This is a genomic window from Cupriavidus sp. 01L45 (assembly GCF_056399885.1).
In genome coordinates this window covers 50,937-71,659 of the sequence record NZ_JBFTSG010000018.1, presented here as the reverse complement: position 1 = coordinate 71,659, position 20,723 = coordinate 50,937, and the positions used below count along the sequence as shown (strand labels likewise).

General features: G+C 65.5%; 21 protein-coding genes and 1 pseudogene. 14 read left to right on the top strand and 8 right to left on the bottom strand.

The window, feature by feature from the left end; genetic code table 11:
• Positions 1 to 6: 6 nt before the first annotated feature.
• The 3 genes from AC1DT6_RS14425 to AC1DT6_RS14415 all read right to left on the bottom strand — a co-directional run bounded on the left by AC1DT6_RS14425 (position 7) and on the right by AC1DT6_RS14415 (position 3,341).
• On the bottom strand, positions 7 to 756 hold the full coding sequence (locus AC1DT6_RS14425) for an SDR family oxidoreductase (RefSeq protein WP_441627597.1): 750 nt from the start codon (positions 754 to 756) through the stop codon (positions 7 to 9).
• Positions 757 to 1,008: 252 nt separating this feature from the next.
• Positions 1,009 to 2,664 (bottom strand): AMP-binding protein, encoded by a 1,656-nt coding sequence (locus AC1DT6_RS14420; protein WP_441627595.1) that lies wholly within the window; start codon positions 2,662 to 2,664, stop codon positions 1,009 to 1,011.
• Between the two features lie 509 nt (positions 2,665 to 3,173).
• The gene (locus tag AC1DT6_RS14415; protein ID WP_441627593.1) at positions 3,174 to 3,341 is read right to left on the bottom strand and encodes a hypothetical protein; all 168 of its coding nucleotides are present in this window, start codon (positions 3,339 to 3,341) and stop codon (positions 3,174 to 3,176) included.
• A gap of 209 nt (positions 3,342 to 3,550) precedes the next feature.
• Between AC1DT6_RS14415 and AC1DT6_RS14410 the strand changes: the two genes are divergently transcribed.
• The 3 genes from AC1DT6_RS14410 (at position 3,551) to AC1DT6_RS14400 (ending at position 6,127) form a co-directional block, all read left to right on the top strand.
• On the top strand, positions 3,551 to 4,105 hold the full coding sequence (locus tag AC1DT6_RS14410) for a YbhB/YbcL family Raf kinase inhibitor-like protein (RefSeq protein WP_441627591.1): 555 nt from the start codon (positions 3,551 to 3,553) through the stop codon (positions 4,103 to 4,105).
• A gap of 11 nt (positions 4,106 to 4,116) precedes the next feature.
• Complete coding sequence (locus AC1DT6_RS14405; RefSeq protein ID WP_441627589.1) at positions 4,117 to 4,530, top strand: GNAT family N-acetyltransferase; 414 nt, start codon at positions 4,117 to 4,119, stop codon at positions 4,528 to 4,530.
• Between the two features lie 391 nt (positions 4,531 to 4,921).
• Complete coding sequence (locus AC1DT6_RS14400; protein ID WP_441627586.1) at positions 4,922 to 6,127, top strand: NAD(P)/FAD-dependent oxidoreductase; 1,206 nt, start codon at positions 4,922 to 4,924, stop codon at positions 6,125 to 6,127.
• A gap of 141 nt (positions 6,128 to 6,268) precedes the next feature.
• Here the strand turns inward: AC1DT6_RS14400 and AC1DT6_RS14395 are convergent, their stop codons facing one another.
• Positions 6,269 to 6,808: an RrF2 family transcriptional regulator gene (locus tag AC1DT6_RS14395; protein ID WP_441627584.1), complete on the bottom strand. Its 540-nt coding sequence runs from the start codon at positions 6,806 to 6,808 to the stop codon at positions 6,269 to 6,271.
• A gap of 109 nt (positions 6,809 to 6,917) precedes the next feature.
• Positions 6,918 to 7,712, bottom strand: coding sequence for an SDR family NAD(P)-dependent oxidoreductase (locus AC1DT6_RS14390; protein WP_441627582.1), 795 nt, complete (start codon positions 7,710 to 7,712; stop codon positions 6,918 to 6,920).
• A gap of 144 nt (positions 7,713 to 7,856) precedes the next feature.
• On the opposite strand from AC1DT6_RS14390, the gene AC1DT6_RS14385 reads away from it, so the two are divergent.
• The 10 genes and pseudogenes from AC1DT6_RS14385 (at position 7,857) to yfiB (ending at position 16,164) form a co-directional block, all read left to right on the top strand.
• The gene (locus AC1DT6_RS14385) at positions 7,857 to 8,186 is read left to right on the top strand and encodes a hypothetical protein (RefSeq protein ID WP_441627580.1); all 330 of its coding nucleotides are present in this window, start codon (positions 7,857 to 7,859) and stop codon (positions 8,184 to 8,186) included.
• Positions 8,187 to 8,416: 230 nt separating this feature from the next.
• Complete coding sequence (gene purT, locus AC1DT6_RS14380) at positions 8,417 to 9,622, top strand: formate-dependent phosphoribosylglycinamide formyltransferase (protein ID WP_441627578.1); 1,206 nt, start codon at positions 8,417 to 8,419, stop codon at positions 9,620 to 9,622.
• Between the two features lie 200 nt (positions 9,623 to 9,822).
• Positions 9,823 to 10,776, top strand: a complete 954-nt coding sequence (locus tag AC1DT6_RS14375; protein WP_441627576.1) for a homocysteine S-methyltransferase family protein — start codon at positions 9,823 to 9,825, stop codon at positions 10,774 to 10,776.
• Positions 10,777 to 10,839: 63 nt separating this feature from the next.
• Positions 10,840 to 11,538, top strand: coding sequence for an aspartate/glutamate racemase family protein (locus AC1DT6_RS14370; protein ID WP_441627574.1), 699 nt, complete (start codon positions 10,840 to 10,842; stop codon positions 11,536 to 11,538).
• Between the two features lie 68 nt (positions 11,539 to 11,606).
• Positions 11,607 to 11,987 carry a DUF427 domain-containing protein gene (locus tag AC1DT6_RS14365; RefSeq protein WP_441627572.1) on the top strand — a complete coding sequence of 127 codons (381 nt, stop codon included), beginning with the start codon at positions 11,607 to 11,609 and terminating at the stop codon, positions 11,985 to 11,987.
• A gap of 175 nt (positions 11,988 to 12,162) precedes the next feature.
• Positions 12,163 to 13,068, top strand: coding sequence for an ATP adenylyltransferase family protein (locus AC1DT6_RS14360; RefSeq protein WP_441627570.1), 906 nt, complete (start codon positions 12,163 to 12,165; stop codon positions 13,066 to 13,068).
• A 195-nt stretch (positions 13,069 to 13,263) separates the two neighbouring features.
• Positions 13,264 to 13,386: pseudogene (locus AC1DT6_RS14355) on the top strand (Fic family protein); the annotation flags it as partial.
• A 370-nt stretch (positions 13,387 to 13,756) separates the two neighbouring features.
• Positions 13,757 to 14,332 carry a regulatory sequestration protein YfiR gene (gene yfiR, locus AC1DT6_RS14350; protein WP_441627568.1) on the top strand — a complete coding sequence of 192 codons (576 nt, stop codon included), beginning with the start codon at positions 13,757 to 13,759 and terminating at the stop codon, positions 14,330 to 14,332.
• On the top strand, positions 14,329 to 15,603 hold the full coding sequence (gene dgcN / locus AC1DT6_RS14345) for a diguanylate cyclase DgcN/YfiN (RefSeq protein ID WP_441627566.1): 1,275 nt from the start codon (positions 14,329 to 14,331) through the stop codon (positions 15,601 to 15,603). Before yfiR ends, dgcN begins: the two co-directional genes overlap by 4 nt.
• Positions 15,604 to 15,693: 90 nt before the next feature.
• Positions 15,694 to 16,164, top strand: coding sequence for an outer membrane lipoprotein YfiB (gene yfiB / locus AC1DT6_RS14340; protein ID WP_441627564.1), 471 nt, complete (start codon positions 15,694 to 15,696; stop codon positions 16,162 to 16,164).
• A 130-nt stretch (positions 16,165 to 16,294) separates the two neighbouring features.
• Here yfiB and AC1DT6_RS14335 read toward each other — a convergent pair whose 3' ends face one another.
• On the bottom strand, positions 16,295 to 17,437 hold the full coding sequence (locus AC1DT6_RS14335; RefSeq protein ID WP_441627562.1) for a Leu/Phe/Val dehydrogenase: 1,143 nt from the start codon (positions 17,435 to 17,437) through the stop codon (positions 16,295 to 16,297).
• A 284-nt stretch (positions 17,438 to 17,721) separates the two neighbouring features.
• Here AC1DT6_RS14335 and AC1DT6_RS14330 point away from each other — a divergent pair, with 284 nt between their 5' ends.
• Complete coding sequence (locus tag AC1DT6_RS14330) at positions 17,722 to 18,159, top strand: universal stress protein (RefSeq protein ID WP_441627560.1); 438 nt, start codon at positions 17,722 to 17,724, stop codon at positions 18,157 to 18,159.
• 55 nt (positions 18,160 to 18,214) lie between these two features.
• On the opposite strand, the gene tdh is transcribed toward AC1DT6_RS14330, so the two are convergent.
• Together tdh and AC1DT6_RS14320 are read right to left on the bottom strand one after the other, a co-directional pair.
• Entirely contained in the window at positions 18,215 to 19,270 is a 1,056-nt protein-coding gene (gene tdh, locus AC1DT6_RS14325; protein WP_441627558.1) for an L-threonine 3-dehydrogenase, read from the bottom strand.
• Positions 19,271 to 19,291: 21 nt separating this feature from the next.
• Positions 19,292 to 20,494, bottom strand: a complete 1,203-nt coding sequence (locus AC1DT6_RS14320; RefSeq protein WP_441627556.1) for a glycine C-acetyltransferase — start codon at positions 20,492 to 20,494, stop codon at positions 19,292 to 19,294.
• Positions 20,495 to 20,723: the final 229 nt, after the last annotated feature.

Sequence of the window (20,723 nt, the reverse complement as noted above, 5' to 3'; positions counted from 1 at the left end):
CCCGCCTTACAGTTGGCTCATGCCACCGTCGATCACGATCTCGGTGCCGACGATGAACGCCGACTCGGCCGATGAGAGGTGCAGCACGGTCGCCGCGATTTCTTTCGGGTCGCCGAAGCGGCCGAGCGGAATCTGGCTCTTGATCTGGGCCGCGGTGTTGGCCAGCGTGTCGGCATCCAGGCCGAGCTTGCCGTAGATCGGCGTGCTGACCGGACCCGGGCTGATCACGTTGACGCGTACGCCGCGCGGCAGCAGTTCGGCGGAGAGGGTCTTGGCCAGCGAGATGATGCCCGCCTTGCTGGCTGCATAAGCCGACGACGCCGGCATGCCGATATGTGCGTTGATCGAGCCGTTGAGCACGATGGAAGCGCCTTCGTTGAACAGGGGCGTCAACGCCTGGATCTGGAAGAAGGGACCCTTCACATTGGTATTGAAGGTCTGGTCCCACATGGCTTCCTCGACCTCGGGCAAGGGCGCGAACCTGGCGATGCCCGCGTTGATGAACATGGCGTCGAGCCGGATGCCCTCGTCGGTAAGACGTTGCGCGAGCGCGCGGGCCGCGGCAACGGTGCCGGCTTCGTTCTGGATGGCCAGGGCGTTGGCGCCCAGCGTGGGCCTGGCGGCTTCCAGCGTGGCTGCATCGCGGCCGGTAACAATGACGCGCGCCCCTTCCGCGGCGAACGCTTGCGCGGTCGCCAGGCCTATGCCACTGTTGCCGCCGGTGACCAGTACGGTTTTGCCTTCAAAGCGATTCATGGTGTTCTCCTGGGAACGTCTATCGGTGTGTGTGGTGCGTGAAAGCATTATGGACCGCGTAGTTCAATAATCCATGCGAAGGAGTCGATGACTTCGTTCGATGGAATTGGACGTGTTTGCGGCTTGCCGGAAGCGGTTCCGGCCACACATGGAGGCGTTCAGGAGGGGAAGGAAAGCGAGGGGGGAGCGGTGATGAAGAAAGTAGGGCGCTGCCAGGCAGCGCCCTCCCATACGTTACTGCCGCCGGCGGCGCTACGCCTGTCCTTGCGCCTCGCGCTGCCGCGCCACTTCCTGGTTGCGCAGGATGAAGCGCTGGACCTTGCCACTGGGCGTTTTCGGCAGTTCGGCCACGAACTCGATCTCGCGGGGATAGGCGTGCGCGGCAAGGCGGTTGCGCACATGCAGGCGCAGTTCTTCGGCCAGTTCCGGGCTTGGCCGGTATTGCGGGTCGAGCACGACGAAAGCCTTGATCAGTTCGGTGCGATCGGGATCGGGCTTGCCAATCACCGCAGTCTCGACCACGGCCGGATGCTCGATCAGCGCGCTCTCCACGTCGAACGGACCGACCCGGTAGCCGGAGGTGGTGATGACATCGTCGGCGCGGCCGATAAAGCTGATGCTGCCATCCGGGTTCAGCTCGGCAGTGTCGCCGGTCAGGTAGTACTTGCCGACGAATGCGCCGGTCGGTGTTTCGTGATAGCCGGCGAACCAGCACATCGGCGACTGCTCCAGGTCCAGCGCCAGCGTGCCTGGCTGGCCAGCCGGCAGCTCGCGCGCTTCATCGTCCACCACTACCACGCGATGGCCGGGGCTGGCAAAGCCGGCGGCGCCCAGATGCACCGGGTGGCGCAGCGCGTGGTGATTGCACAGCACCATGCCCAGCTCGGTCTGGCCGTAGTGATCGTGGATGGTGACGCCAAGCTCGCCGGCGAACCAGCGGATCACCTCCGGGTTGAGCGGCTCGCCCGCGCTGCTGACCGCGCGCAGCTTGCCGCGCAGGGGACCGGCCACGGCCTGCCCCGCCGCGATCAGCAGGCGATAGGCGGTAGGTGAGCCGGCCAGGTTGGTGATGCCGTATTTTTCGATCATGCGGCAGGTGCTCTCGATGCTGAACGGGCCGTCGTAGAAGGTGGTGGGATGCCCCAGCGCCAGCGGTCCGGTCACCGCGTAATACAAGCCATAGGCCCAGCCCGGATCGGCGAGATTCCAGAAGGCATCCTCGGGGCGCAGGTCTACCGCATCGCGCATATAGCCCGCGAACGCGGCGACGGCCTTGAGCGGTACCAGCAAGGGCTTGGCGGGGCCGGTGGTGCCGGAGGTGAACATCATCAGGAACGGATCGCTGCCGCTGCGCAAGACGGGTTCAAAGTCCGCGGGCTGGCGATCGAGTTCCGCCCAGAAGCTGAAGTCGCCGTGCACAAGGCCGCGGCCCTTGGCGCCACCAACGGTGAGGACTTCCGGGCAGTTCGCCACGTCCGCCAGCTTGCCGCGATTGGCGCCATCGGTGACGACGAGGCGGGCGCCCGAGGCCTGCAGCCGGTGTTCAATGGCTTTCGGCCCGAAGGCAGTGAACAGTGGCTGGTAGACCGCGCCTGCGCGCCATGTACCCAGGATGGTGACAAGCAACTCCGGCGTGCGCGGCAGCAAGCCCGCCACCCTGTCGCCCGGCCCGATGCCCTGCGCCTTCAGGAAACTGGCGAACCGGGCGGAGAGTTTTTGCAGCTGGGTGAAGGTGTAGGTCTCGCTGGTGCCGTCGCGGCTTTCCCAGAACAGCGCGATGCGTCCGGGCAGGGCATGGCGGTCGCAGCATTCAACGCAGGCGTTGAGGGCATCGAGCTTGCCGCTGAGGCGCTCCGAGATCGATGCCTCATAGGAAAAGCCGGCGATGGCCTCGGCGTAGTCGCGCATGGTGGTCTCCTGGTGTTCTTTTGTGAATGGCAGCCGTCCGTCCGGACAGGGTCTGGCGAAATTCTGGGCCACGCCGGTGCGCCCGGCAATGGCCAAAGTTCCCAGCCTGGCTGAACCCGTTTGCCAGTGGCTGCCAGTGGCGCCATGGTTCAGCACAGGGGCGGGTTGCATTGGCTGGGGTAGCCAAGCTGTGCCGAATACGTCCGGCCGCGAAGATTGTGCGCCGCCGCATCGCACAATGTGTACCGGATGATGGATCCGGTCACTGGGAAGGGAGGGCCCCCGGGCAATCGGGCAATCGGGCAATGATCGGGTAGTCGGGTGCGAGCCCCGCACGCGTGTCGACGGGGCCGCCAGGGCGGGCTAGGCAATGGCTGCGCCGGACGCAGCCTGCAAGGCATCGAATCCCGCAAGAATGCACTGAACGGACCGTTCGCGCAGCATGGCCTTCCGCGCGGCGGCTCGACGCGGATGGCCGCCGCGGCACCTGTCCCATCGCGTGGGTGGACTTACCCCACCACGTGCCAAGGCGAGACGGAGAACGCCAGCATCAGGACCGAGACGATCGCCGGCGCACCGAATTTGATCGCACGGGATTGGGCGAGTGTACCGAGCAATACATAGAGGCATACAAGGCCAATAGCGCACAAAAAAACGAGGCTTTGATAATCTTGCATGGATGTCTCCTTTAATCGTTATATTTTTAACGTTATATCTAATGACATCACCGGACGCCGTCCGGACGCATTAACTGCCTGGAGCACGATCAAGTCCATGGTAAATCCGGAATCACCGTGCTGGCAATCGCGAATGCCAGAGGGTATACGCGCAGATTAGCCGGCGCCTTGCGCATACATTCCACTCATTTCATTGACGGAGACAAAAAATGAAACTGCTTAGAACACGATTCGCGGCGCTGGCCGGCGCACTGTTTTATACCTGTGCCGGCATTGCCCATGCGGCAGGCATGCTGGTGTCTTCGGCGTCGTTTGCGGATGGCGCCACGATCCCTGTGCTGCATGGCAACAATACGAATGATTGCGGTGGCAAGGGCGTGACGCCGCAGGTGTCATGGTCGAATCTTCCCGCCGGCGCCAAGTCGGTTGCCGTGCTGCTTTCGGATCCCGATGGCGCGATGGGACTCGGCGTTTCGCATTGGGTTGCGTACAACATTGCCGCCGAGCGCGGGCAGCTCAAGGAGGGCGAGGCGCAGGCCGACGGACACGGCGCCACCGTAGGCAAGAACGTCAGGGGCGAGATGATCTATCGCGGGCCTTGTCCCACGATTGGTGATGCGCCGCACCATTACACCCTGACCGTCATTGCGACGGACCTTCCGCCCTCCGCGCTGCCGCCGGGGCTGACCAGGGAGGAACTGATGTCGGCGCTAAAGGGCCACGCGCTCGGCGGCCAGAGCGTGATCGGAAAATACAGCCGTTAGCCGCCGCGTTCATGTCCATCGTCCAGATCAGTACCGCCACCGAACAGGAAGCCCGGGATGTTGGCGCGCGCTTGCGGCGCTTTAACTACGCGGCAATCGGCGAATACGAAAGCCAGCCGGTCTGGCTTGTCGCCAGGAACGGGCAGGGTGAGGTAGTCGGCGGCCTGAACAGCTACGTCATGATGCAGTGGCTGTCGATCAACGTCCTCTGGGTCGCGGAGGAAGCGCGCGGCGCGGGGCTTGGTTCGCGCCTGCTCATCGATGCCGAGGCGCGCGCCAGGGAACTGGGTGCGCACAATGCCTGCCTGGATACGTTCGAATGGCAGGCCGCGCCGTTCTACGCCAGGCACGGCTATGCGGAGTTCGGTCGCTTGCAGGATTTTCCTGTCGGGTCATTCCGGCTCTACATGAGCAAGAAGCTCTAAGCCATCACGCCGAGCCATCACGCCGGCACCTCGCGAGAGGGCCTGGCGTGTCTCGCCGTCCTCTTCCTGAGTGACGAACTCCGGCATTCATACCGATACGCCGGGCTTTTCTTGCCCAAAAACCAAGGTTCGAAGTATCGCGGTTTCCGCCGTCTGCCGTGTGCGGTCGGGTGAGTCCCTTCGTTCACGCCGCACGAGATTTTCGCAGCACAGGCTTCGCCGTGCAAAAAAATCCCTTGAATTCCATAACTACGACTCATAGAATCGGAGTTATGGAGGGGCTTGTGGCGCAGCCCGGCCCTTTCCCCCTTCCTTCACGGACCAAAGCCCGCGCATGGCGCAAGGAGGTCCAGCAGAGTGAAAGCACGTATCAATTCAACGGAGTGGCACGATGACCAAACGTATCCTGGTAGTTGGCGCCGGCTTTGCCGGCATGTGGAGCGCCCTGAGCGCGGCGCGCCTGATCGACCAGCAGGGAGAGACGGGCATAGAGATCGCGCTGATCGCCCCCCAGCCGGAGCTGCATGTGCGTCCGCGCCTCTATGAAGTGGGTGCCGCGCAGATGCGGGCGCCGCTCAAGGAGATCTTCGATGCGGTTGGCGTCAGGTTCATCCAGGGCACGGTGGAGCGGATCCACGCGGACCGCCACGAAGTCGAGGTGGTCGGCGTCGATCAGGTCCGCTCCACCGTGGCGTATGACCGCCTTGTGCTGGCTACGGGCAGCCGCCTGTTCCGCCCGCAAATCCCCGGCCTGGACAAGCACGCATTCAGCGTCGACCAGGTTGATGAAGCGGCCGAGCTGGAGGCGCATATCAAGCGTCTGGCCGACCATCCCGCATCCCTTGCGCGCAATACCGTGGTGGTGGCTGGCGGCGGCTTCACCGGCATCGAGACAGCCGCGGAAATGCCGGCGCGCCTGCGCGAGGTGCTGGGGGAGGACGCCGACGTGAACGTCATCGTGGTCGATCGCAACGACGAAGTGGCGGCCGAACTCGGTGCCGGGCCGCGCCCCGTTATCACGCAGGCACTCGATGCACTTGGCGTCAGCTGGCGGCTTGGCTCCGCGGTGGCATCCGTCGACGAGAATGGCCTGACCACCGCGGACGGACAACGCATCGATGCCAGGACGGTGATCTGGACTGCCGGCGTGCGCGCGAGTTCGCTGACGCAGCAGATCCCCGCGCAGCGCGATGCGTTCGGCCGCCTGCACGTGGACAGCAGCCTGCGCGTCAAGGGCGTGGACACCGTGTTCGCCACCGGCGACGTCGCCTATGCCGCGACGGACGATGAAGGCAACTACGCCGCGATGTCGTGCCAGCACGCGATGAACCTTGGCCGTTCGGCAGGACACAATGTGGCGGCGGATCTGCTCGGCCTTGCGCCGATCCCGTACAGCCAGCCGAAGTACGTCACCTGCCTGGACCTGGGTCCGTGGGGTGCGATTTATACCGAGGGCTGGGAGCGCGAAGTCAGGCTCGTGGGTGCCGATGCCAAGAAGCTGAAGAGCCAGATCAACTCGGAGTGGATCTATCCGCCCAGCGCCGATCGCGCGGAAGCACTGGCCGCGGCCGATCCGAACCGCATCGTGGTGGCGTGATCGGAAGCCCGGCAACGTTCGCTCGCGCGGCGTTGCCGGATGTCCTGATGGCAGGATAGCAAGGGCAAAGGTAAAGGCCGGACCGTCAATTGCGCTGACGGTCCGGCCTTTACCTGCTGGCGTCGGCCGAATCGCCTTGGCCTAGTCCCTGGTATCCGTGTCGCGGTCGCCGCGACGATGCGTGGCGCGGTCCGTCAGCCACTGCACCACATGCGGCCCGAAGCTGGCGTTTGCCTTGGCGAGGGTCCGTTCGGCCAGGTCGGCGAGGGTATGTTTTGACAGCTCTTGCCGCATGGCCTTTTCCGCCGCCTGCATCACCGCATGGATGGAACAGACGCCGCGCGTGGCCCAGGCGGGCGGCGCATCCTCGAACAGCGCGCAGCGCGAGCGGATCTCGCGGCAATCGAACAGTGCCTTGTCTCCGTCGATGGCTTCCACGACATCCTGGACGGTGATCTTCCCTGCCGGCCGCGCCAGCGAAAAGCCGCCGCGAATGCCCTCGGTTGCCACCACCAGGCCGGCCTTGGCAAGCTTGGTGAACAGCTTGGCGAGGTATTCGACAGGCACGCCTTGCAGGTCGGCGAGGTCCCGCACGCTGGCGCCTTTGGTGCCCGGCGGCGGGTCCACGAGGAACAGCAGGCAATGCAGTCCGTATTCGACACCTGTGCTGATGTGGGACATGACTTAACTAAGATGAATTGAATCGTAGTTTTAGCCTATAGGGAATCGATGCAAAGCGCAAGACGGTGCCGCCGCCCGCCATGCCACCGCGCGCCGGTCCGGCCGCGGGTCAGGCGATCGTATCGACCACGCCGCCATCCACGCGCAGCGCGGCGCCAGTGGTAGCCGATGCCTGGGGCGAGCAGGCATACACGATCATGTTGGCGACTTCCTCGACGGTGGCGGCGCGCTGGATGATGGAAGACGAGCGGTGCGTCTTCACAAAATCCGCCGCCACCTCCTCGGCGGATTGCCCCGTGCTTGCGATCGCGTCCTTGAGCATATCGGTGACGCCTTCGGACAGCGTGGGGCCAGGCAGCACGGCGTTGACCGTCACGCCGGTGCCGGCGAGCCGTTTGGCCAGCCCGCGCGAAACGGCGAGTTGCGCGGTCTTGGAGAAACCGTAGTGGATCATGTCGGCGGGGATATTCAGCGCCGATTCCGACGAGACGAACACGATCCGCCCCCATTTGCGCCCGGCCATCGACGGCGCATAGGCGCGCGACAGCCGCACGCCGGACATGACGTTGGTTTCGAAGAAGCGGGTCCACTCGCTGTCGGGCGTCTCGAAGAAGTCCTGCGGCTTGAAGATGCCCAGGTTGTTCACCAGGATATCGACCCGGGGGTATTGCGCCACCAGCCGGATGCAGGCTTCGGGGTCGGCAAGGTCACCGACGAAGCCCGCCACATCGGCGCCGGGCACGGCGCCGCGCAGCGTTTCCAGGGCCTTGCCCACCGTGGCCTCGCTGCGGCCGTTGACGATCACGCGGGCGCCCGCGCCGGCGAGCCCTTTTGCCGCGGCGAAGCCGATGCCGGCGGTGGATCCTGAAACGAGGGCGATCTTGCCCGAGAGGTCAATCTTCATGTTGATTCCTGGTTGGCAGGCATCCGGGACGGAGGCCGATTGACCCAGTGTATTGGCTCCGCGCAAATGGGCAAGGAGGTGCGGGGCGTACGACAGCAGGGATCGGCGTATCATCCACTTCCATCATGCATTGGAGCCCGGGCGATGAAATCCCGTTGGTCTGTTCCCACTGTCGCATTATCCGCAGCCGTGGCGCTGCTGGCTGGCTGCACCGGCCCGGTCGAGTTCTCGGCAGGCGGCCCCGATACCGTATCCCCGGCGAATCCGGATTCCCTCGACTTCGGTCCGATGGACCGCTCGATCGCGCAATGCAAGGCCGCCTCGCAACAGGCCGGCACGGGGCAGTGCGCCAAGGTGCGGGCCTATGAAGCGTGCATGAAGGGCAGGGGCTATTTCACGCTGATGGGTCCCGAGAACCCGTCCGGATGCGGCGAACCGTCCTGGCAACAGGATGTGCGCAAGCTGCTTCGCTGAGGGCCTGCCATGTGAGGGCCTTGTGCGCGCGTCCGGCGCGCCGCGGCGATCTGCGTGATGCCACACGATGCTTTGCGCTTCCCCTCGCGGATGTAACGCGAAAGCCGCAACGTTGTGGCGCAGGCCTCGCCAGCCCGGCCTCCCCGGCCCGCTTGCCGCCCGGCCTGGGCGCGCCCTTTCTCTGCACGTACAATCCCTGTTTTTACTTGATCTTCAGGCCCTGATCTCACATGACCACTATCGGCACCCCTCTCTCGCCTTCCGCGACCAAAGTCATGCTGCTGGGCTCCGGCGAGCTTGGCAAGGAAGTCCTGATCGCGCTGCAGCGGCTCGGCGTTGAAACGATCGCGGTGGACCGCTATGAAAACGCACCCGGACAGCAGGTCGCCCACCATGCGCGCACCATCGCCATGAGCGACCCGGAGCAGCTCAAGGCGCTGATCGAAGCCGAGAAGCCGGACCTGGTGGTGCCGGAGATCGAAGCGATCGCCACGCAGATGCTGGAGACGCTGGAAGCCAGCGGCGTGGTGCGCGTCATTCCCACGGCGCGCGCGGCGCGCCTGACCATGGACCGCGAAGGCATCCGCCGCCTGGCCGCCGAAACGCTGGGCGTGCCCACGAGCCCGTACAAGTTCTGCGATTCGCTGGAAGAACTGCAGGCCGCCATCGACGGCGGCATCGGCTACCCGTGCGTGGTCAAGCCAGTGATGAGCAGTTCCGGCAAGGGCCAGAGCAAGATCGACGGCGCCGCCGATGTCAAGGCCGCTTGGGACTACGCCATGGCCGGCGGCCGGGTCAGCCACGGCCGCGTGATCGTGGAAGGCTTTATCGATTTCGACTATGAAATCACGCTGCTGACGGTGCGCGCGATCGGCGCCGGCGGCCAGGTCGAGACGCAGTTCTGCGAACCGATCGGCCATGTGCAGGTGAGCGGCGACTACGTGGAAAGCTGGCAGCCGCATCCCATGCATCCCGCCGCGCTGCGGAAGTCGCAGCAGATCGCGCAGGCCGTTACCGCCAACCTGGGCGGGCAGGGCCTGTTCGGCGTGGAGCTGTTTGTCAAGGGCGAGCAGGTCTGGTTCAGCGAAGTCAGCCCGCGTCCGCACGACACCGGCATGGTGACCATGATCACCCAGTGGCAGAACGAGTTCGAGCTGCATGCGCGCGCCATTCTCGGCCTGCCGGTCAGCACCGCGCTCAAGAGCCCGGGCGCCAGCGCGGTGATCTATGGCGGCGTGGATGCGCAAGGCGTGGTGTTCGACGGCGTGGACGAGGCGCTGCGCGTGCCGCAGACCGAGCTGCGCCTGTTCGGCAAGCCGGAGAGCTTTGCCAAGCGCCGCATGGGCGTGGCACTGGCGTATGACGCCGATGTGGAAACCGCCCGCGTCCGCGCTAAGGATGCGGCGGGGCGCGTCAAGGCACGCACGGCCGGCTAAGGGCGCCACGGCAGGCTGGCGGCGAATCCAGGCGCTTCTATACTTCGAGGCATCGGCAACACCGGTGGATTGGCCAGTCCTGCTGCTGGGCCGCGGGTGAAGCCGGCGGCATGCGCGTATTGGCGCTCTCCGGCGGTGTGCCGGGGCCGGGACGGTGCGTGCGCGCCGAGTCCTGGCGTCCCACTGCCGGAGGTGCTGTCATGCCACTCGCTCCCCAAAACCTGCCAAGGCCCGGCGGCCCGGTCTTCCTGGCCGATGGCGGGCTCGAGACCACGCTGGTTTTCCTGGAAGGCATCGAATTGCCATGCTTTGCCGCGTTTCCGCTCGTGCTCAGCGACGAGGGGCTGCAGCGGCTGGAGCGCTACTTCGTGCCGTATCTGCGCACGGCCGTGGAGCGCGGGGTCGGATTCGTCCTCGATACGCCGACCTGGCGGGCCAACGCGGACTGGGGCGGCAAGCTTGGTTTTTCGCCACAGGCCGTAGCCGATGCGAATCGCCGGTCGGTCGCCTGGGCGGCGGGCCTCGGCGCGGCCTTTGCCACGCCGGATACAACGATCGTCATCAACGGCGTGGTTGGCCCGCGCGGGGATGGCTACCAGCCCGGCATCCGGATGAGCGAGGACGAGGCCCGCCATTACCATGCCCCGCAGATCGAGGCGCTGCGCGAGGCGGGCGCTGACATGGTCACTGCCGTGACCATGACCTATCCGGACGAGGCGATCGGCATCGTGCGTGCCGCAAGCGCCGCCGGTGCGCCTGTCGCGGTTTCCTTTACCGTCGAAACCGACGGCAAGCTGCCATCGGGCGACACCCTGGGCGCGGCGATCGAACGGGTCGACCGCGAGACGGCGGGCGGTCCGCTCTACTACATGATCAACTGCGCGCACCCGAGCCATTTCGAGGCAGCCGTCTCCACCGGAGAGCCCTGGACCGCGCGTATCGGCGGCGTGCGTGCCAATGCCTCAGCCAAGAGTCACGCGGAACTCGATGAAGCGCAAACGCTGGATGCCGGCGATCCGGTTGACCTTGGGGAGCGATATCTGGGGCTGTGCCGGCATCTGACGAAGATGTCGGTGCTGGGCGGATGTTGCGGGACCGATCACCGGCATATCGTCGCGATCTGCGATGCCGTATTGAGGCCCCCGGGGAGATAGCCACCGGGCAACGCAGGAAGCGGGCGCGATAAACTCCCCCCTTTCTCCTGACGGGATCCCCCAATGCCTGGCCACATTGGCATCGTTGCCTGCTCCGCCGAAGGCGCGGCGCTTTGCTATCGCACCATCTGCATGGAAGGCAGCCGCCTGCTGGGGGCGCATGCGCATCCCGAGATATCGATGCACACGCCTTCGCTCGCCGAGTATGTCAGGTGCCTCGATCGCGGCGACTGGGAAGCGGTAGGTGAGTTGATGCTCACCTCCGCCGGAAAGCTTGCCGGCATGGGTGCCGATTTCCTGATTTGCCCCGACAACACCATCCACCAGGCGTTGCCTTACGTGCTGCCGCGTTCGCCGCTGCCGTGGCTGCATATTGCCGAGGCAGTCGCCGACAGCGCGGTGCAGCGCGGCTTCACCCGCCTTGGCGTGACCGGCACGCGCTGGCTTGTCGACAGCGAGGTGTACCCCGAGAAGCTCGGCGCGCGTGGTCTCGGGTTCGTGCGGCCGGACCACGCCGAGCGCGCCGAGATCAACCGCATCATCATGGATGAACTGGTTGGCGGCATCGCCACGCCGGAAGCGCTCGCTTACTTCCAGCAAGTCATCGAGCGGATGAAGGGGCAGGGATGCGACGCCGTGGTGCTTGGCTGCACGGAAATCCCGCTGATCGTGAATGACGCCAATTCGCCGCTGCCTACGCTGGATTCCACGCGATTGCTGGCGCGGGCGGCGCTGCGCCGGGCGGTGCAGGGCGCACATTGACGCCCGGCGGCGTTGCTGCTTCGGGCGTAGTATTGGCGGTCTGGCGATTCCCCGGAAGAGGCCTGGCCATGACCAGCAAGCCGATCAAGATCCCTGGACCCGATCATCCGATCACGATCGAGGCCAACCCGTCGCGCGTCGTGGTGTCCATCGGCGGCGTCGTGATCGCCGACACGCGCGAAGCCCTGACGCTGCAAGAGGCATCGTATCCCGCAGTGCAATACATCCCGCGCAAGGACGTCGACATGTCGCGGCTTGCCCGCACCGGCCACGCCACCTACTGCCCGTACAAAGGCGACTGCGCCTACTACAGCATCCCCTCGGGCGGCGAGCGGTCGGTCAATGCGGTGTGGACCTATGAGGCGCCATATCCCGCCGTTGCGGCGATCGGGGATCACCTGGCTTTCTATCCGGGCCGCGTCGACGCAATCGAGGAGCGGGCAAGCTAGCGCACCGGGCCTGGCGCCCGGCGTCGCGCCATTGTCAGTCATCCCTGATTTTCGCTGAGGCAAGATGCCGGCCGCGCGCCACGGGCGTCACTTCCGGCGCATTGCGCGGCTGCGGGATGGGATTGGCCGGCGAGGCCGGCTATGACTATAGTCACTGCATCCTGTCGTCCAGATCATGCCTGATCGATCTTTCCAGCCCGGCACGCTGTGGCCGGCCATCCTGCGCCAGACGGCGCACGCCCTGCGTTGCGGGGCGCTGCGTCCGATCGAGACCATCCAGGCGGTCATCGAGGATGGTGGCGTACGCTTCCTGGTGCGGCAGGTCTCCAGCCTCGCGCGCAAGGATCAGGACAAGGCCCGGCAACGCGACGCCAGCGCGGCGGTCAACCCGTTCCTTCCTTACGATCCGGACCTGTTCGTCGCCGATATCTCGGACACCCACGTGGCGCTGCTGAACAAGTTCAACGTCATCGATCATCACCTGCTCATTGTCACCCGCCGTTTCGAATCGCAGGACGCGCTGCTTGCTCTGGCGGATTTCGAGGCGCTGCTGGTATGCATGGCCGAGTTTGATGCGGTGGGTTTCTACAACGGGGGAGCGGCTGCCGGCGCAAGCCAGCGCCACAAGCACTTGCAGATGGTGCCGCTGCCGCTCGGCCCGGATGGCCCGGCGCTGCCAATCGCGCCCTTGCTGGCTTCGGCGCGGATAGATGGTCCGGTGGGCATCGTGCCTGGGCTGGCTTTTGCGCATGCGTTCGCGCCGCTGGCTTTGTCCTCCGCGCGCGTGCCCGGGCTGGCGGACATCGCGCTCGCGCGTTACCGGGCGCTGCTCGATGCCGTCGGCGTGCGGGCGATTGATGTCAACGGTGAATTACAGCCGTCGGGGCCGTATAACTTGCTGGTCACGCGGTTGGGGATGCTGCTCGTGCCTAGGTCGGCGGAGTGCGTGGAGGGAATTTCGGTGAATACGCTGGGGTTCGCGGGGTCGTTTTTTGTGCGGGATGGGGCGCAGATGCGAATTGTGGAGCGGGTTGGGCCGATGGGGATGTTGGGGAGGGTTGCGGGTGCGGCTTTGGTTTGAAAGTGGTTTTTGGCTGGCGTCAAAGGACGTGCGGCCTCGACGGCGGTGCCGCCAGAACGCAGACTAAAGAAAATCCTGGGGCGCCGAAAAAAACTTTGCGTACTGAGCGGGTCCGAGTCCGGCGTGGGTAGTGTATTAGGCACAATTGAATAAAATACTGGGCTGCACTCGGATTTCGTCAACGATGCCCCGTGCCAGGTCGACCCTATCATTGCGGCCAGCATCGCCTCGTTCGGATTCGTCTTCATTCACCCGTTCATGGATGGTAACGGTCGGCTGTCCCGGTTCATGTTTCACAAGGCCCTGTGCATGTCAGGAATACGGCTACGCTGAATTGTTGTCTCGGCAGCGCTTTCATTGACAGGCATTCGGATATCGAACGCCGGGGCTTTGGTCCCGGGCCTGCTTCCGCCTGCCAGTTCCTGTCGTGCCGCAAACAATCCCGTCTCGTTTCCCGTGGTTCCTGGCCAAAGGGAGCGGCATCCGCTCGACAGCCAAAATAAAGGTAAATATCAATCCGGGAACGCCGTTATAGGGTTTGGGCTGGCAAGGTTGTCCCGTGATTGCATCCGCATCGGGCAGGAATCCCTGAGTATCGACGCTGGCCAAGTCAGATCGTATCGCCTGCAGTGTGATTCGATGTGCCCAACAAGTACAACCTGGTAGGCCCGAACTCTTGCCTCTTGAAATGGCTACCGCCCCGGCCAGTCCCTGTACCGGCCGGAGGCGCTTCTCTCCCTCTCGTTTCCTGCTGGCCCTGCTTGCCGCCAGCCTGTGCGTGCAGTCGCAGGGGACCGCTGCGGACACGGCCCCGCAACGTTCCGAGGCGGTGGCACGGGTGGTATTCAGCCTGCTCGGCTATGCCCGCTGGCCCTCGGAGCGAGACGTCTTGCGCCTTTGCATAGACGGATCCGCCCGCTACGCCGCCAAACTCTCGGAAGGCGGGATCCTGGCGACCGGGCGCTCCGTGCAAGCCAGGCGCATCGAACTCCTGGATGCCGGGATGACCACGGGCTGCGATTCCGTCTATCTGGGCGTCATGACGGATGTCAGGCGCAAGAAGGTGGCAACGGAGCTGAGCGGGCGCCCCGTCCTCGTCATCACGGAGGAAGACTTCGAGTGCGAGGTCGGCAGCATGTTCTGCCTCAACGTCGCCGATGGCCGCGTTACCTTCCGCGTCAACCTGGATTCCGTTGCCCGTAGCGGGATTCACATCCATCCGGGCGTGCTGCAGCTCGGCCGCCGCCGGGGGCCGCCGTCATGACCATGCCATCCCGGCCCGACGCAGCGGTATCGCGCCCGACGCTGTACAACACGCTGCGCCGCATCCACTTCGGCGTGGCGCTGATCGCGGTCTGCACCGCCGGCATCTCGCTGACCGCGCTCGGACTGGCGGCGCTGCGCGTGTATGCCGACCACAACCTGCACCTGGTGGCCCGCTCCGTCGCCTATACGCTGGAGGCGCCGGTGGTGTTCCGCGACCAGGCGGCCGCTAGCGAGGCACTGGTGGCGATCGCCGCGGCGGAGGTGGCCGAGGCCAGCGTCTATGACAGGGACAACCGGCTGCTGGCCGAATGGCAGCGCCCGGAAGGCGCGCGGTTCTCCGGCCTGCAGCGCCTGGCGAGCCGCCTGATGGCGCTGGGCCCGGTGGAACAGGTGATCCTGCATGAAACGCAGCCGGTTGGCACCGTTCGGCTGACCGGCGATCCCGCCAACCTGCTGCGCTTCGTGCTGAGCGGCCTGCTCGGCTTGCTGGCTTGCCTGCTGCTCACCGCGGTCAGCGCGCACTATCTGTCGAGCCGCATGCTGGTCCACATCATCGAGCCGGTGCGCAACCTGATGCACGTAGCCCACGCGGTGCGTTCGGAGCGTGCCTTCGACCGGCGTACGCCCCCGGCCCATATTGCCGAACTCAACGCGCTCGGCGAGGACTTCAACGGCCTGCTCGACGAGCTTGAGACCTGGCAGAACCAGCTCCAGCACGAGAACCGCTCGCTGGCACACCGCGCCAGCCACGATAGCCTGACCGGCCTGCTCAACCGGGCGGCATTCGAAGACGCATTGCAGCGCACCGTGCGCCTTGCCACCGCCACGAAGACGCATGCGGGCGTGCTCTACCTGGATAGCGACGCGTTCAAGGAGATCAATGACAGCTTCGGCCACGCCGCGGGGGACGAAGTGCTGTTCGACATTGCGCAGCGCATCCGCTCCTGCGTGCGCGAGGGCGACGTGGTCGCGCGGCTGGGCGGGGACGAGTTCGCCGTGCTGGTGACGGCGCTGCGCAAGCCGGCCGACATCATCCAGGTCGCGGAGCATATCCTGATTCGCATGCGGGATCCGGTTCAACTGTCGAGCGGAACCCGCATCGACGCGTCGCTGAGCATCGGCCTGTCCGTGTTTCCCGTGCACGCGCAAACGGCCGCCGCCTTGCTGCGGACCGCGGACGAAGCCATGTATCAGGCCAAGCGCAGATCGGGGGGGCGCTGGCAAAGCGCGGAACCGCGCCTGGTCACGGTGCAAGCCGAACAGGCATAGAAGAAGAAAACCGAAGCGGAAGCGGAAGCCGATGCGGAAACAGGAGTATCCATCGTGTTATCGAACTTGCGAGGCATCGGAGGCTGGGGCATGGCTGCCGCCCTGATCGCCATGACGCTTGCCCTGGGCGCCTGCCAGACCGTGCCTGTCTCCACACTCACCGCCACGCAAGTCGACGCGCTGCAGCAGCAGGGTTTCAAACTGACCGAAAACGGCTGGGAACTGGGCTTGTCGGAGAAGGTTCTCTTCGGCTTGAACGAGGATGTCATCAGCGGCGACCAGCAAGCGACCGTGCAACGGATAGGGCTGGCGCTGACGGGCGCGGGCATCGATCAGGTCAGGCTGGATGGCCATACGGACGATTCAGGCTCGGCCGACTATAACCAGCAACTGTCGGTGCGGCGTGCGGAGGCGGTGGCCAATGTGTTCGCCACGGCGGGATTCCTGCCTGAGAAGATCGAGGTACGAGGGCTGGGCAAGAGCAAGCCGGTGGCGGACAACCGCACGGCGGCCGGCCGCGCGGAGAATCGGCGGGTGGCTATCGTGGTGACGATTGATTAGCCGGTCGAATAGCCGATCGATTTGTAAATAGAGAGAGCTTTCCTCGCGCCTGATCATGCGATCGGCGCGAGCCGGACCCGTGATGCCGCGCCGGCTCCCGCTGCCGGCGCGGACTCTCGCAACGGCGAGGCTAGCGTACGCCCCGTGCGAGCTTCTCCTGCGCCCAGCTGACCGCCTCGCGCGCGGGCGCCAGGCCGGTCTTCTCCACGCGCTGTGCCAGCTCGAACACGCGCTCGCGGATATGGGCCACCTCGGCCAGCACCGCGGCTTCATCGGCGCCGCCGAGATACTCGCGGGCGCAACTGATGATGCCGCCGGCATTGATCAGGAAATCGGGCGCATAGAAGATGCCGCGGCGCTGCAGGGTGTCGCCTTCATCCAGCGAGGCCAACTGGTTGTTGGCGCCGCCTGCGATGATCTTGAACTGGCACTGCTCGGCAACCGCCGGGGTGATCACGGCACCGAGCGCGCAGGGCGCGAAAACATCGGCGGCGACGCTGGTGATGGCGGTTGTCGGCACGGCATGCGCGCCAAACTGCTCGCGCGCTTGCTCCGCCCTGGCGCCGTTGATGTCGGCCACGATCAGTCTGGCGCCGGCTTCATGCAGCCGGCGGCACAGGTCCCAGCCGACCGAGCCAAGCCCTTGCACGGCAACGGTCACGCCTTGCAGGGTGTTGCGGTCGAGCACATAGCGCACGGCGGCTTCGATGCCGACGAACACGCCATAGGCGGTCTTGGGCGAGGGGTTGCCGCCGAAAGTGCCTTCGCGCGGCATGCCGCTGATGTAGCGGGTCTGCGTGCGGGCGGCGACCATGTCTTCCACCGTGGTGCCGACGTCCTCGGCAGTGATGTAGCTGCCGTCCAGCGATTCGACCAGCCGGCCGAAGGCGCGGAAGAGCTGAGCGCGGTCATGCTGCGCCGGGGTGCGCAGGATGACGGCCTTGCCGCCGCCGAAGGGCAGGTCGGCGAGCGCGTTCTTGTAGGCCATGCCTTGCGACAGGCGCAGGGCGTCGGTCAGGGCATCGCTCTCGGCGGGATAAGTCCAGTAGCGGCAGCCGCCGAAAGCGGGGCCAAGGCTGGTGCTGTAGATGGCGATGATGGCCTGCAGGCCGGATTCGGGGTCGGTGGCGAGCGTGACGCGCTCGTGGGTCGGGCCTTCGCCGGTGCCGAACAGGCGGCCGGCGGCCTCTGGGGTGGTGCGTTCAGTCAAAGCGTCTTCTCCATGAAGATTGGGAATGCAAAGGGGTAGCTTCGCTTTCCTGGTGCGCCGCATTGGGTGGCAAGGCGGTGCAGTGGCGACGGTGGCCGGGCGGCTGCCGTCTTGACAAGGCCGGGCTGCCATTGTGTGGCTGCCCGGCCTCGGGTAAACGCTTGGTGCCGCGCACTGGCGCGGAACCGGTGCTGGATCTTACCGGCAAATCGCGGCTGGATGAAGAGGGCGGTGTGTGCGCGGCACCGCGACACCTATACTTGGAGTGAGGTAATCCTCAACCCCGAGCGATGGGCGAGGAGGAATCTACCCGGTGGCCTCCGCCCCTCGCGTGCAAGGAGGAAGCCATGTTCCAGCATCTGCTGCTACCCGTCGACGGCTCGCCACTGTCCGAATCCGCTTTCAGGAAGGCGCTGGTGTTTGCCCGCGAGGCGCGAGCTCGGGTCACTCTGATCCGTGTGATCCCGGATTTCCATGTCTATACGTACCAGGTGGAGATGCTGGCCAATACCCGTGCGCGGTTCGAGCGGGAGGCCACCAGCAACGTGGCGGACTATTTGAAGACCCTGGCCGCCGAAGCCGAGGCGGCGGGCGTGTCTTGCGAGACCCTTGGCGTGATGCAGGACCACCCGTATCAGGCGATCATCCAGGCTGCCCAGGACAAGGGCTGCGACCTGATCGTGATGGCCTCGCACGGGCGCCGCGGCGTGCAGGGCGTGCTGATCGGCAGCGAGACCAACAAGGTGCTGACGCACAGCAATATCCCAGTGCTGGTGTATCGCTAGCGGCGCTTGAGCGGGGGTGCCGACAGGGCCGGCATGCGCATTCGCTCTCGCTCTTCTAGGCGGGAACGGTGGCCGTCTGACTCGATCCCGTCCAGTCCAGCACCACCTTGCCGCTATTGCCCGACAGCATGGCGGCAAAACCGGCTTCGAAGTCGCCGACGCTGTAGCGATGGGTGATCATGGGCGTCAGGTCGAGGCCGCTTTGCAGCATGGCGACCATCTTGTACCAGGTCTCGAACATCTCGCGGCCGTAAATCCCCTTGATCTCCAGCCCCTTGAAAATCACCTGGTTCCAGTCGATCGCCATCTTCGACGGCGGAATGCCGAGCATGGCGATCTTGCCGCCGTGGTTCATGTGCTCGAGCATGGTGGCGAAGGCGGTCGGCACGCCGGACATCTCCATGCCCACATCGAAGCCTTCCGTCATATGCAGCTCGGCGGCCACGTCTTTCAGATTCTCGTGCTGCACGTTGACGACGCGGTTGGCGCCCATCCTGCGCGCCAGCGCGAGACGGTAGTCGTTGACGTCAGTGATCACCACATTGCGCGCGCCCACATGGCGCGCGATGGCGGCGGCCATGATGCCGATGGGGCCGGCGCCGGTGATCAGCACGTCCTCGCCCACCAGGTTGAAAGACAGCGCGGTATGAGTGGCGTTGCCGAAAGGATCGAAGATGGCGGCGATCTCGTCCGGGATGTCGTCGGGAATGCGGAAGGCGTTAAAGGCCGGAATCACCAGGTACTCGGCGAACGCGCCGGGCCGGTTCACGCCCACGCCCACCGAATTGCGGCACAGGTGGCGGCGCCCGGCGCGGCAGTTGCGGCAAAAGCCGCAGGTGATGTGCCCTTCGCCGGACACGCGGTCGCCGATTTCCAGCCCGCGTACCTCCTGCCCGATGGCGACGATCTCGCCGACGTACTCATGCCCGACCTGCATCGGCACGGGGATGGTGTTCTGCGCCCACTCGTCCCATTTCCAGATGTGGATGTCGGTGCCGCAGATGGCGGTCTGGCGGATGCGGATCATCACATCGTTGTGGCCGACTTCCGGCTCGGGCACCTCGGTCATGGTCAGGCCGGGCGCGCGTTCAAGTTTGGCGAGGGCTTTCATGGGGAGCCTCCTGCACGAAGCTTAGGCGATGGCGCCGAACTTGCGGCCGACCTTTGCAAACGCGGCAACGGCCCGCTCGATCTGCTCCGCCGTGTGCGCGGCACTCATCTGCGTGCGGATCCGCGCCCGGCCCTTGGGCACCACCGGGAAGGAGAACCCGACCACATACACATGCTCCGCCAGCAACGCGTCCGCCATGCCGGAGGCCAGCGCGGCATCGCCCAGCATCACCGGGATGATGGGATGCTCGCCAGGCACCAGCGTAAAGCCCAGCGCCGTCATCTCGCGGCGAAAATGCTCGCCGTTCTCGCGCACGCGGGCGCGCAGCGCGGCGCCTTCCTCGCTGGCCAGCAGGTCCAGCACCTTCAGCGTGGCGGCGCAGATGCTCGGCGCCAGCGAGTTGGAAAAGAGATACGGGCGCGAGCGCTGCCTCAGCAATTCCACGATTTCCCGGTGCGCGGCCACGTAGCCGCCGGAGGCCCCGCCCAGCGCCTTGCCCAGCGTACCGGTGATGATGTCCACGCGGCCCTCCACGCCGCATAGCTCCGGCGTGCCGCGCCCGTGCTCGCCGACAAAGCCTACTGCGTGCGAGTCATCCACCATCACCAGCGCGCCGTAGCGGTCCGCCAGGTCGCAGATGGATTTGAGATCGGCAATGATCCCGTCCATCGAGAACACGCCGTCGGTGGCGATCAGCTTGAAGCGCGCGCCGGCGGCATGGGCCTCGCGCAGCCGCGCCTCCAGGTCGCCCATATCGTTGTTGCGGTAGCGGTAGCGCTTTGCCTTGCACAGTCGCACGCCGTCGATGATGCTGGCATGGTTCAGTTCGTCGCTGATCACCGCATCCTGGTCATCGAGCAGCGTCTCGAACAGCCCGCCGTTGGCATCGAAGCAGCTGGAGTACAGGATGCTGTCGCCGGTGTGAAGGAATTTGGCGAGCACCGCCTCCAGCGTTTTGTGGACCGACTGCGTGCCGCAGATGAAGCGCACCGACGCCATGCCGAAGCCATCCTGCTCCAGGCCGCGCCGCGCCGCGTCGATCAGGCGGCGATCGTCGGCCAGGCCCAGGTAGTTGTTGGCGCAGAAGTTCAGCACATGCTCGCCGCCCGCGAGCCGGATGTCGGCTGCCTGCGGACTGGCAATGACGCGTTCGGCTTTGTGAAAGCCGTCGGCTCGGATGGTGTCCAGCGTATCGCGGAGGTGGGAAAGATAGCGGTCGCGCATGGGAAGCCCCTGGCTAGGTTGTTGGGCGGCGTGGCTGGCGCCAGCCTCCATGGTATGGCGAAAGCCGGAGGAATACCGGTTTGCGATGCGCGTGTTTTGTGCTGCGCTGCGCAAGTGGCGGCCGGCGCGGGCTACCGATGCTGCTATGCGGCAGAGACCCGGCCAGTCCTTGAATCTGGATACTAAACCCAATGAAATCAAGCCTTTGTCTCTTTTCCTTGGGTTCGCC

What these genes read in the sequence shown, in the direction of transcription:
- AC1DT6_RS14370 (WP_441627574.1), top strand. Translation starts at nt 10,840, where the DNA reads ATGCCTGGCCACATTGGCATCGTTGCCTGCTCCGCCGAAGGCGCGGCG.
- AC1DT6_RS14425 (WP_441627597.1), bottom strand. Translation starts at nt 756, where the DNA reads ATGAATCGCTTTGAAGGCAAAACCGTACTGGTCACCGGCGGCAACAGT.
- AC1DT6_RS14335 (WP_441627562.1), bottom strand. Translation starts at nt 17,437, where the DNA reads ATGCGGCGCACCAGGAAAGCGAAGCTACCCCTTTGCATTCCCAATCTT.
- AC1DT6_RS14390 (WP_441627582.1), bottom strand. Translation starts at nt 7,712, where the DNA reads ATGAAGATTGACCTCTCGGGCAAGATCGCCCTCGTTTCAGGATCCACC.
- AC1DT6_RS14395 (WP_441627584.1), bottom strand. Translation starts at nt 6,808, where the DNA reads ATGTCCCACATCAGCACAGGTGTCGAATACGGACTGCATTGCCTGCTG.
- AC1DT6_RS14330 (WP_441627560.1), top strand. Translation starts at nt 17,722, where the DNA reads ATGTTCCAGCATCTGCTGCTACCCGTCGACGGCTCGCCACTGTCCGAA.
- tdh (WP_441627558.1), bottom strand. Translation starts at nt 19,270, where the DNA reads ATGAAAGCCCTCGCCAAACTTGAACGCGCGCCCGGCCTGACCATGACC.
- purT (WP_441627578.1), top strand. Translation starts at nt 8,417, where the DNA reads ATGACCACTATCGGCACCCCTCTCTCGCCTTCCGCGACCAAAGTCATG.
- AC1DT6_RS14400 (WP_441627586.1), top strand. Translation starts at nt 4,922, where the DNA reads ATGACCAAACGTATCCTGGTAGTTGGCGCCGGCTTTGCCGGCATGTGG.
- AC1DT6_RS14415 (WP_441627593.1), bottom strand. Translation starts at nt 3,341, where the DNA reads ATGCAAGATTATCAAAGCCTCGTTTTTTTGTGCGCTATTGGCCTTGTA.
- yfiR (WP_441627568.1), top strand. Translation starts at nt 13,757, where the DNA reads ATGGCTACCGCCCCGGCCAGTCCCTGTACCGGCCGGAGGCGCTTCTCT.
- AC1DT6_RS14405 (WP_441627589.1), top strand. Translation starts at nt 4,117, where the DNA reads ATGTCCATCGTCCAGATCAGTACCGCCACCGAACAGGAAGCCCGGGAT.
- AC1DT6_RS14360 (WP_441627570.1), top strand. Translation starts at nt 12,163, where the DNA reads ATGCCTGATCGATCTTTCCAGCCCGGCACGCTGTGGCCGGCCATCCTG.
- AC1DT6_RS14385 (WP_441627580.1), top strand. Translation starts at nt 7,857, where the DNA reads ATGAAATCCCGTTGGTCTGTTCCCACTGTCGCATTATCCGCAGCCGTG.
- dgcN (WP_441627566.1), top strand. Translation starts at nt 14,329, where the DNA reads ATGACCATGCCATCCCGGCCCGACGCAGCGGTATCGCGCCCGACGCTG.
- yfiB (WP_441627564.1), top strand. Translation starts at nt 15,694, where the DNA reads ATGGCTGCCGCCCTGATCGCCATGACGCTTGCCCTGGGCGCCTGCCAG.
- AC1DT6_RS14420 (WP_441627595.1), bottom strand. Translation starts at nt 2,664, where the DNA reads ATGCGCGACTACGCCGAGGCCATCGCCGGCTTTTCCTATGAGGCATCG.
- AC1DT6_RS14410 (WP_441627591.1), top strand. Translation starts at nt 3,551, where the DNA reads ATGAAACTGCTTAGAACACGATTCGCGGCGCTGGCCGGCGCACTGTTT.
- AC1DT6_RS14375 (WP_441627576.1), top strand. Translation starts at nt 9,823, where the DNA reads ATGCCACTCGCTCCCCAAAACCTGCCAAGGCCCGGCGGCCCGGTCTTC.
- AC1DT6_RS14365 (WP_441627572.1), top strand. Translation starts at nt 11,607, where the DNA reads ATGACCAGCAAGCCGATCAAGATCCCTGGACCCGATCATCCGATCACG.
- AC1DT6_RS14320 (WP_441627556.1), bottom strand. Translation starts at nt 20,494, where the DNA reads ATGCGCGACCGCTATCTTTCCCACCTCCGCGATACGCTGGACACCATC.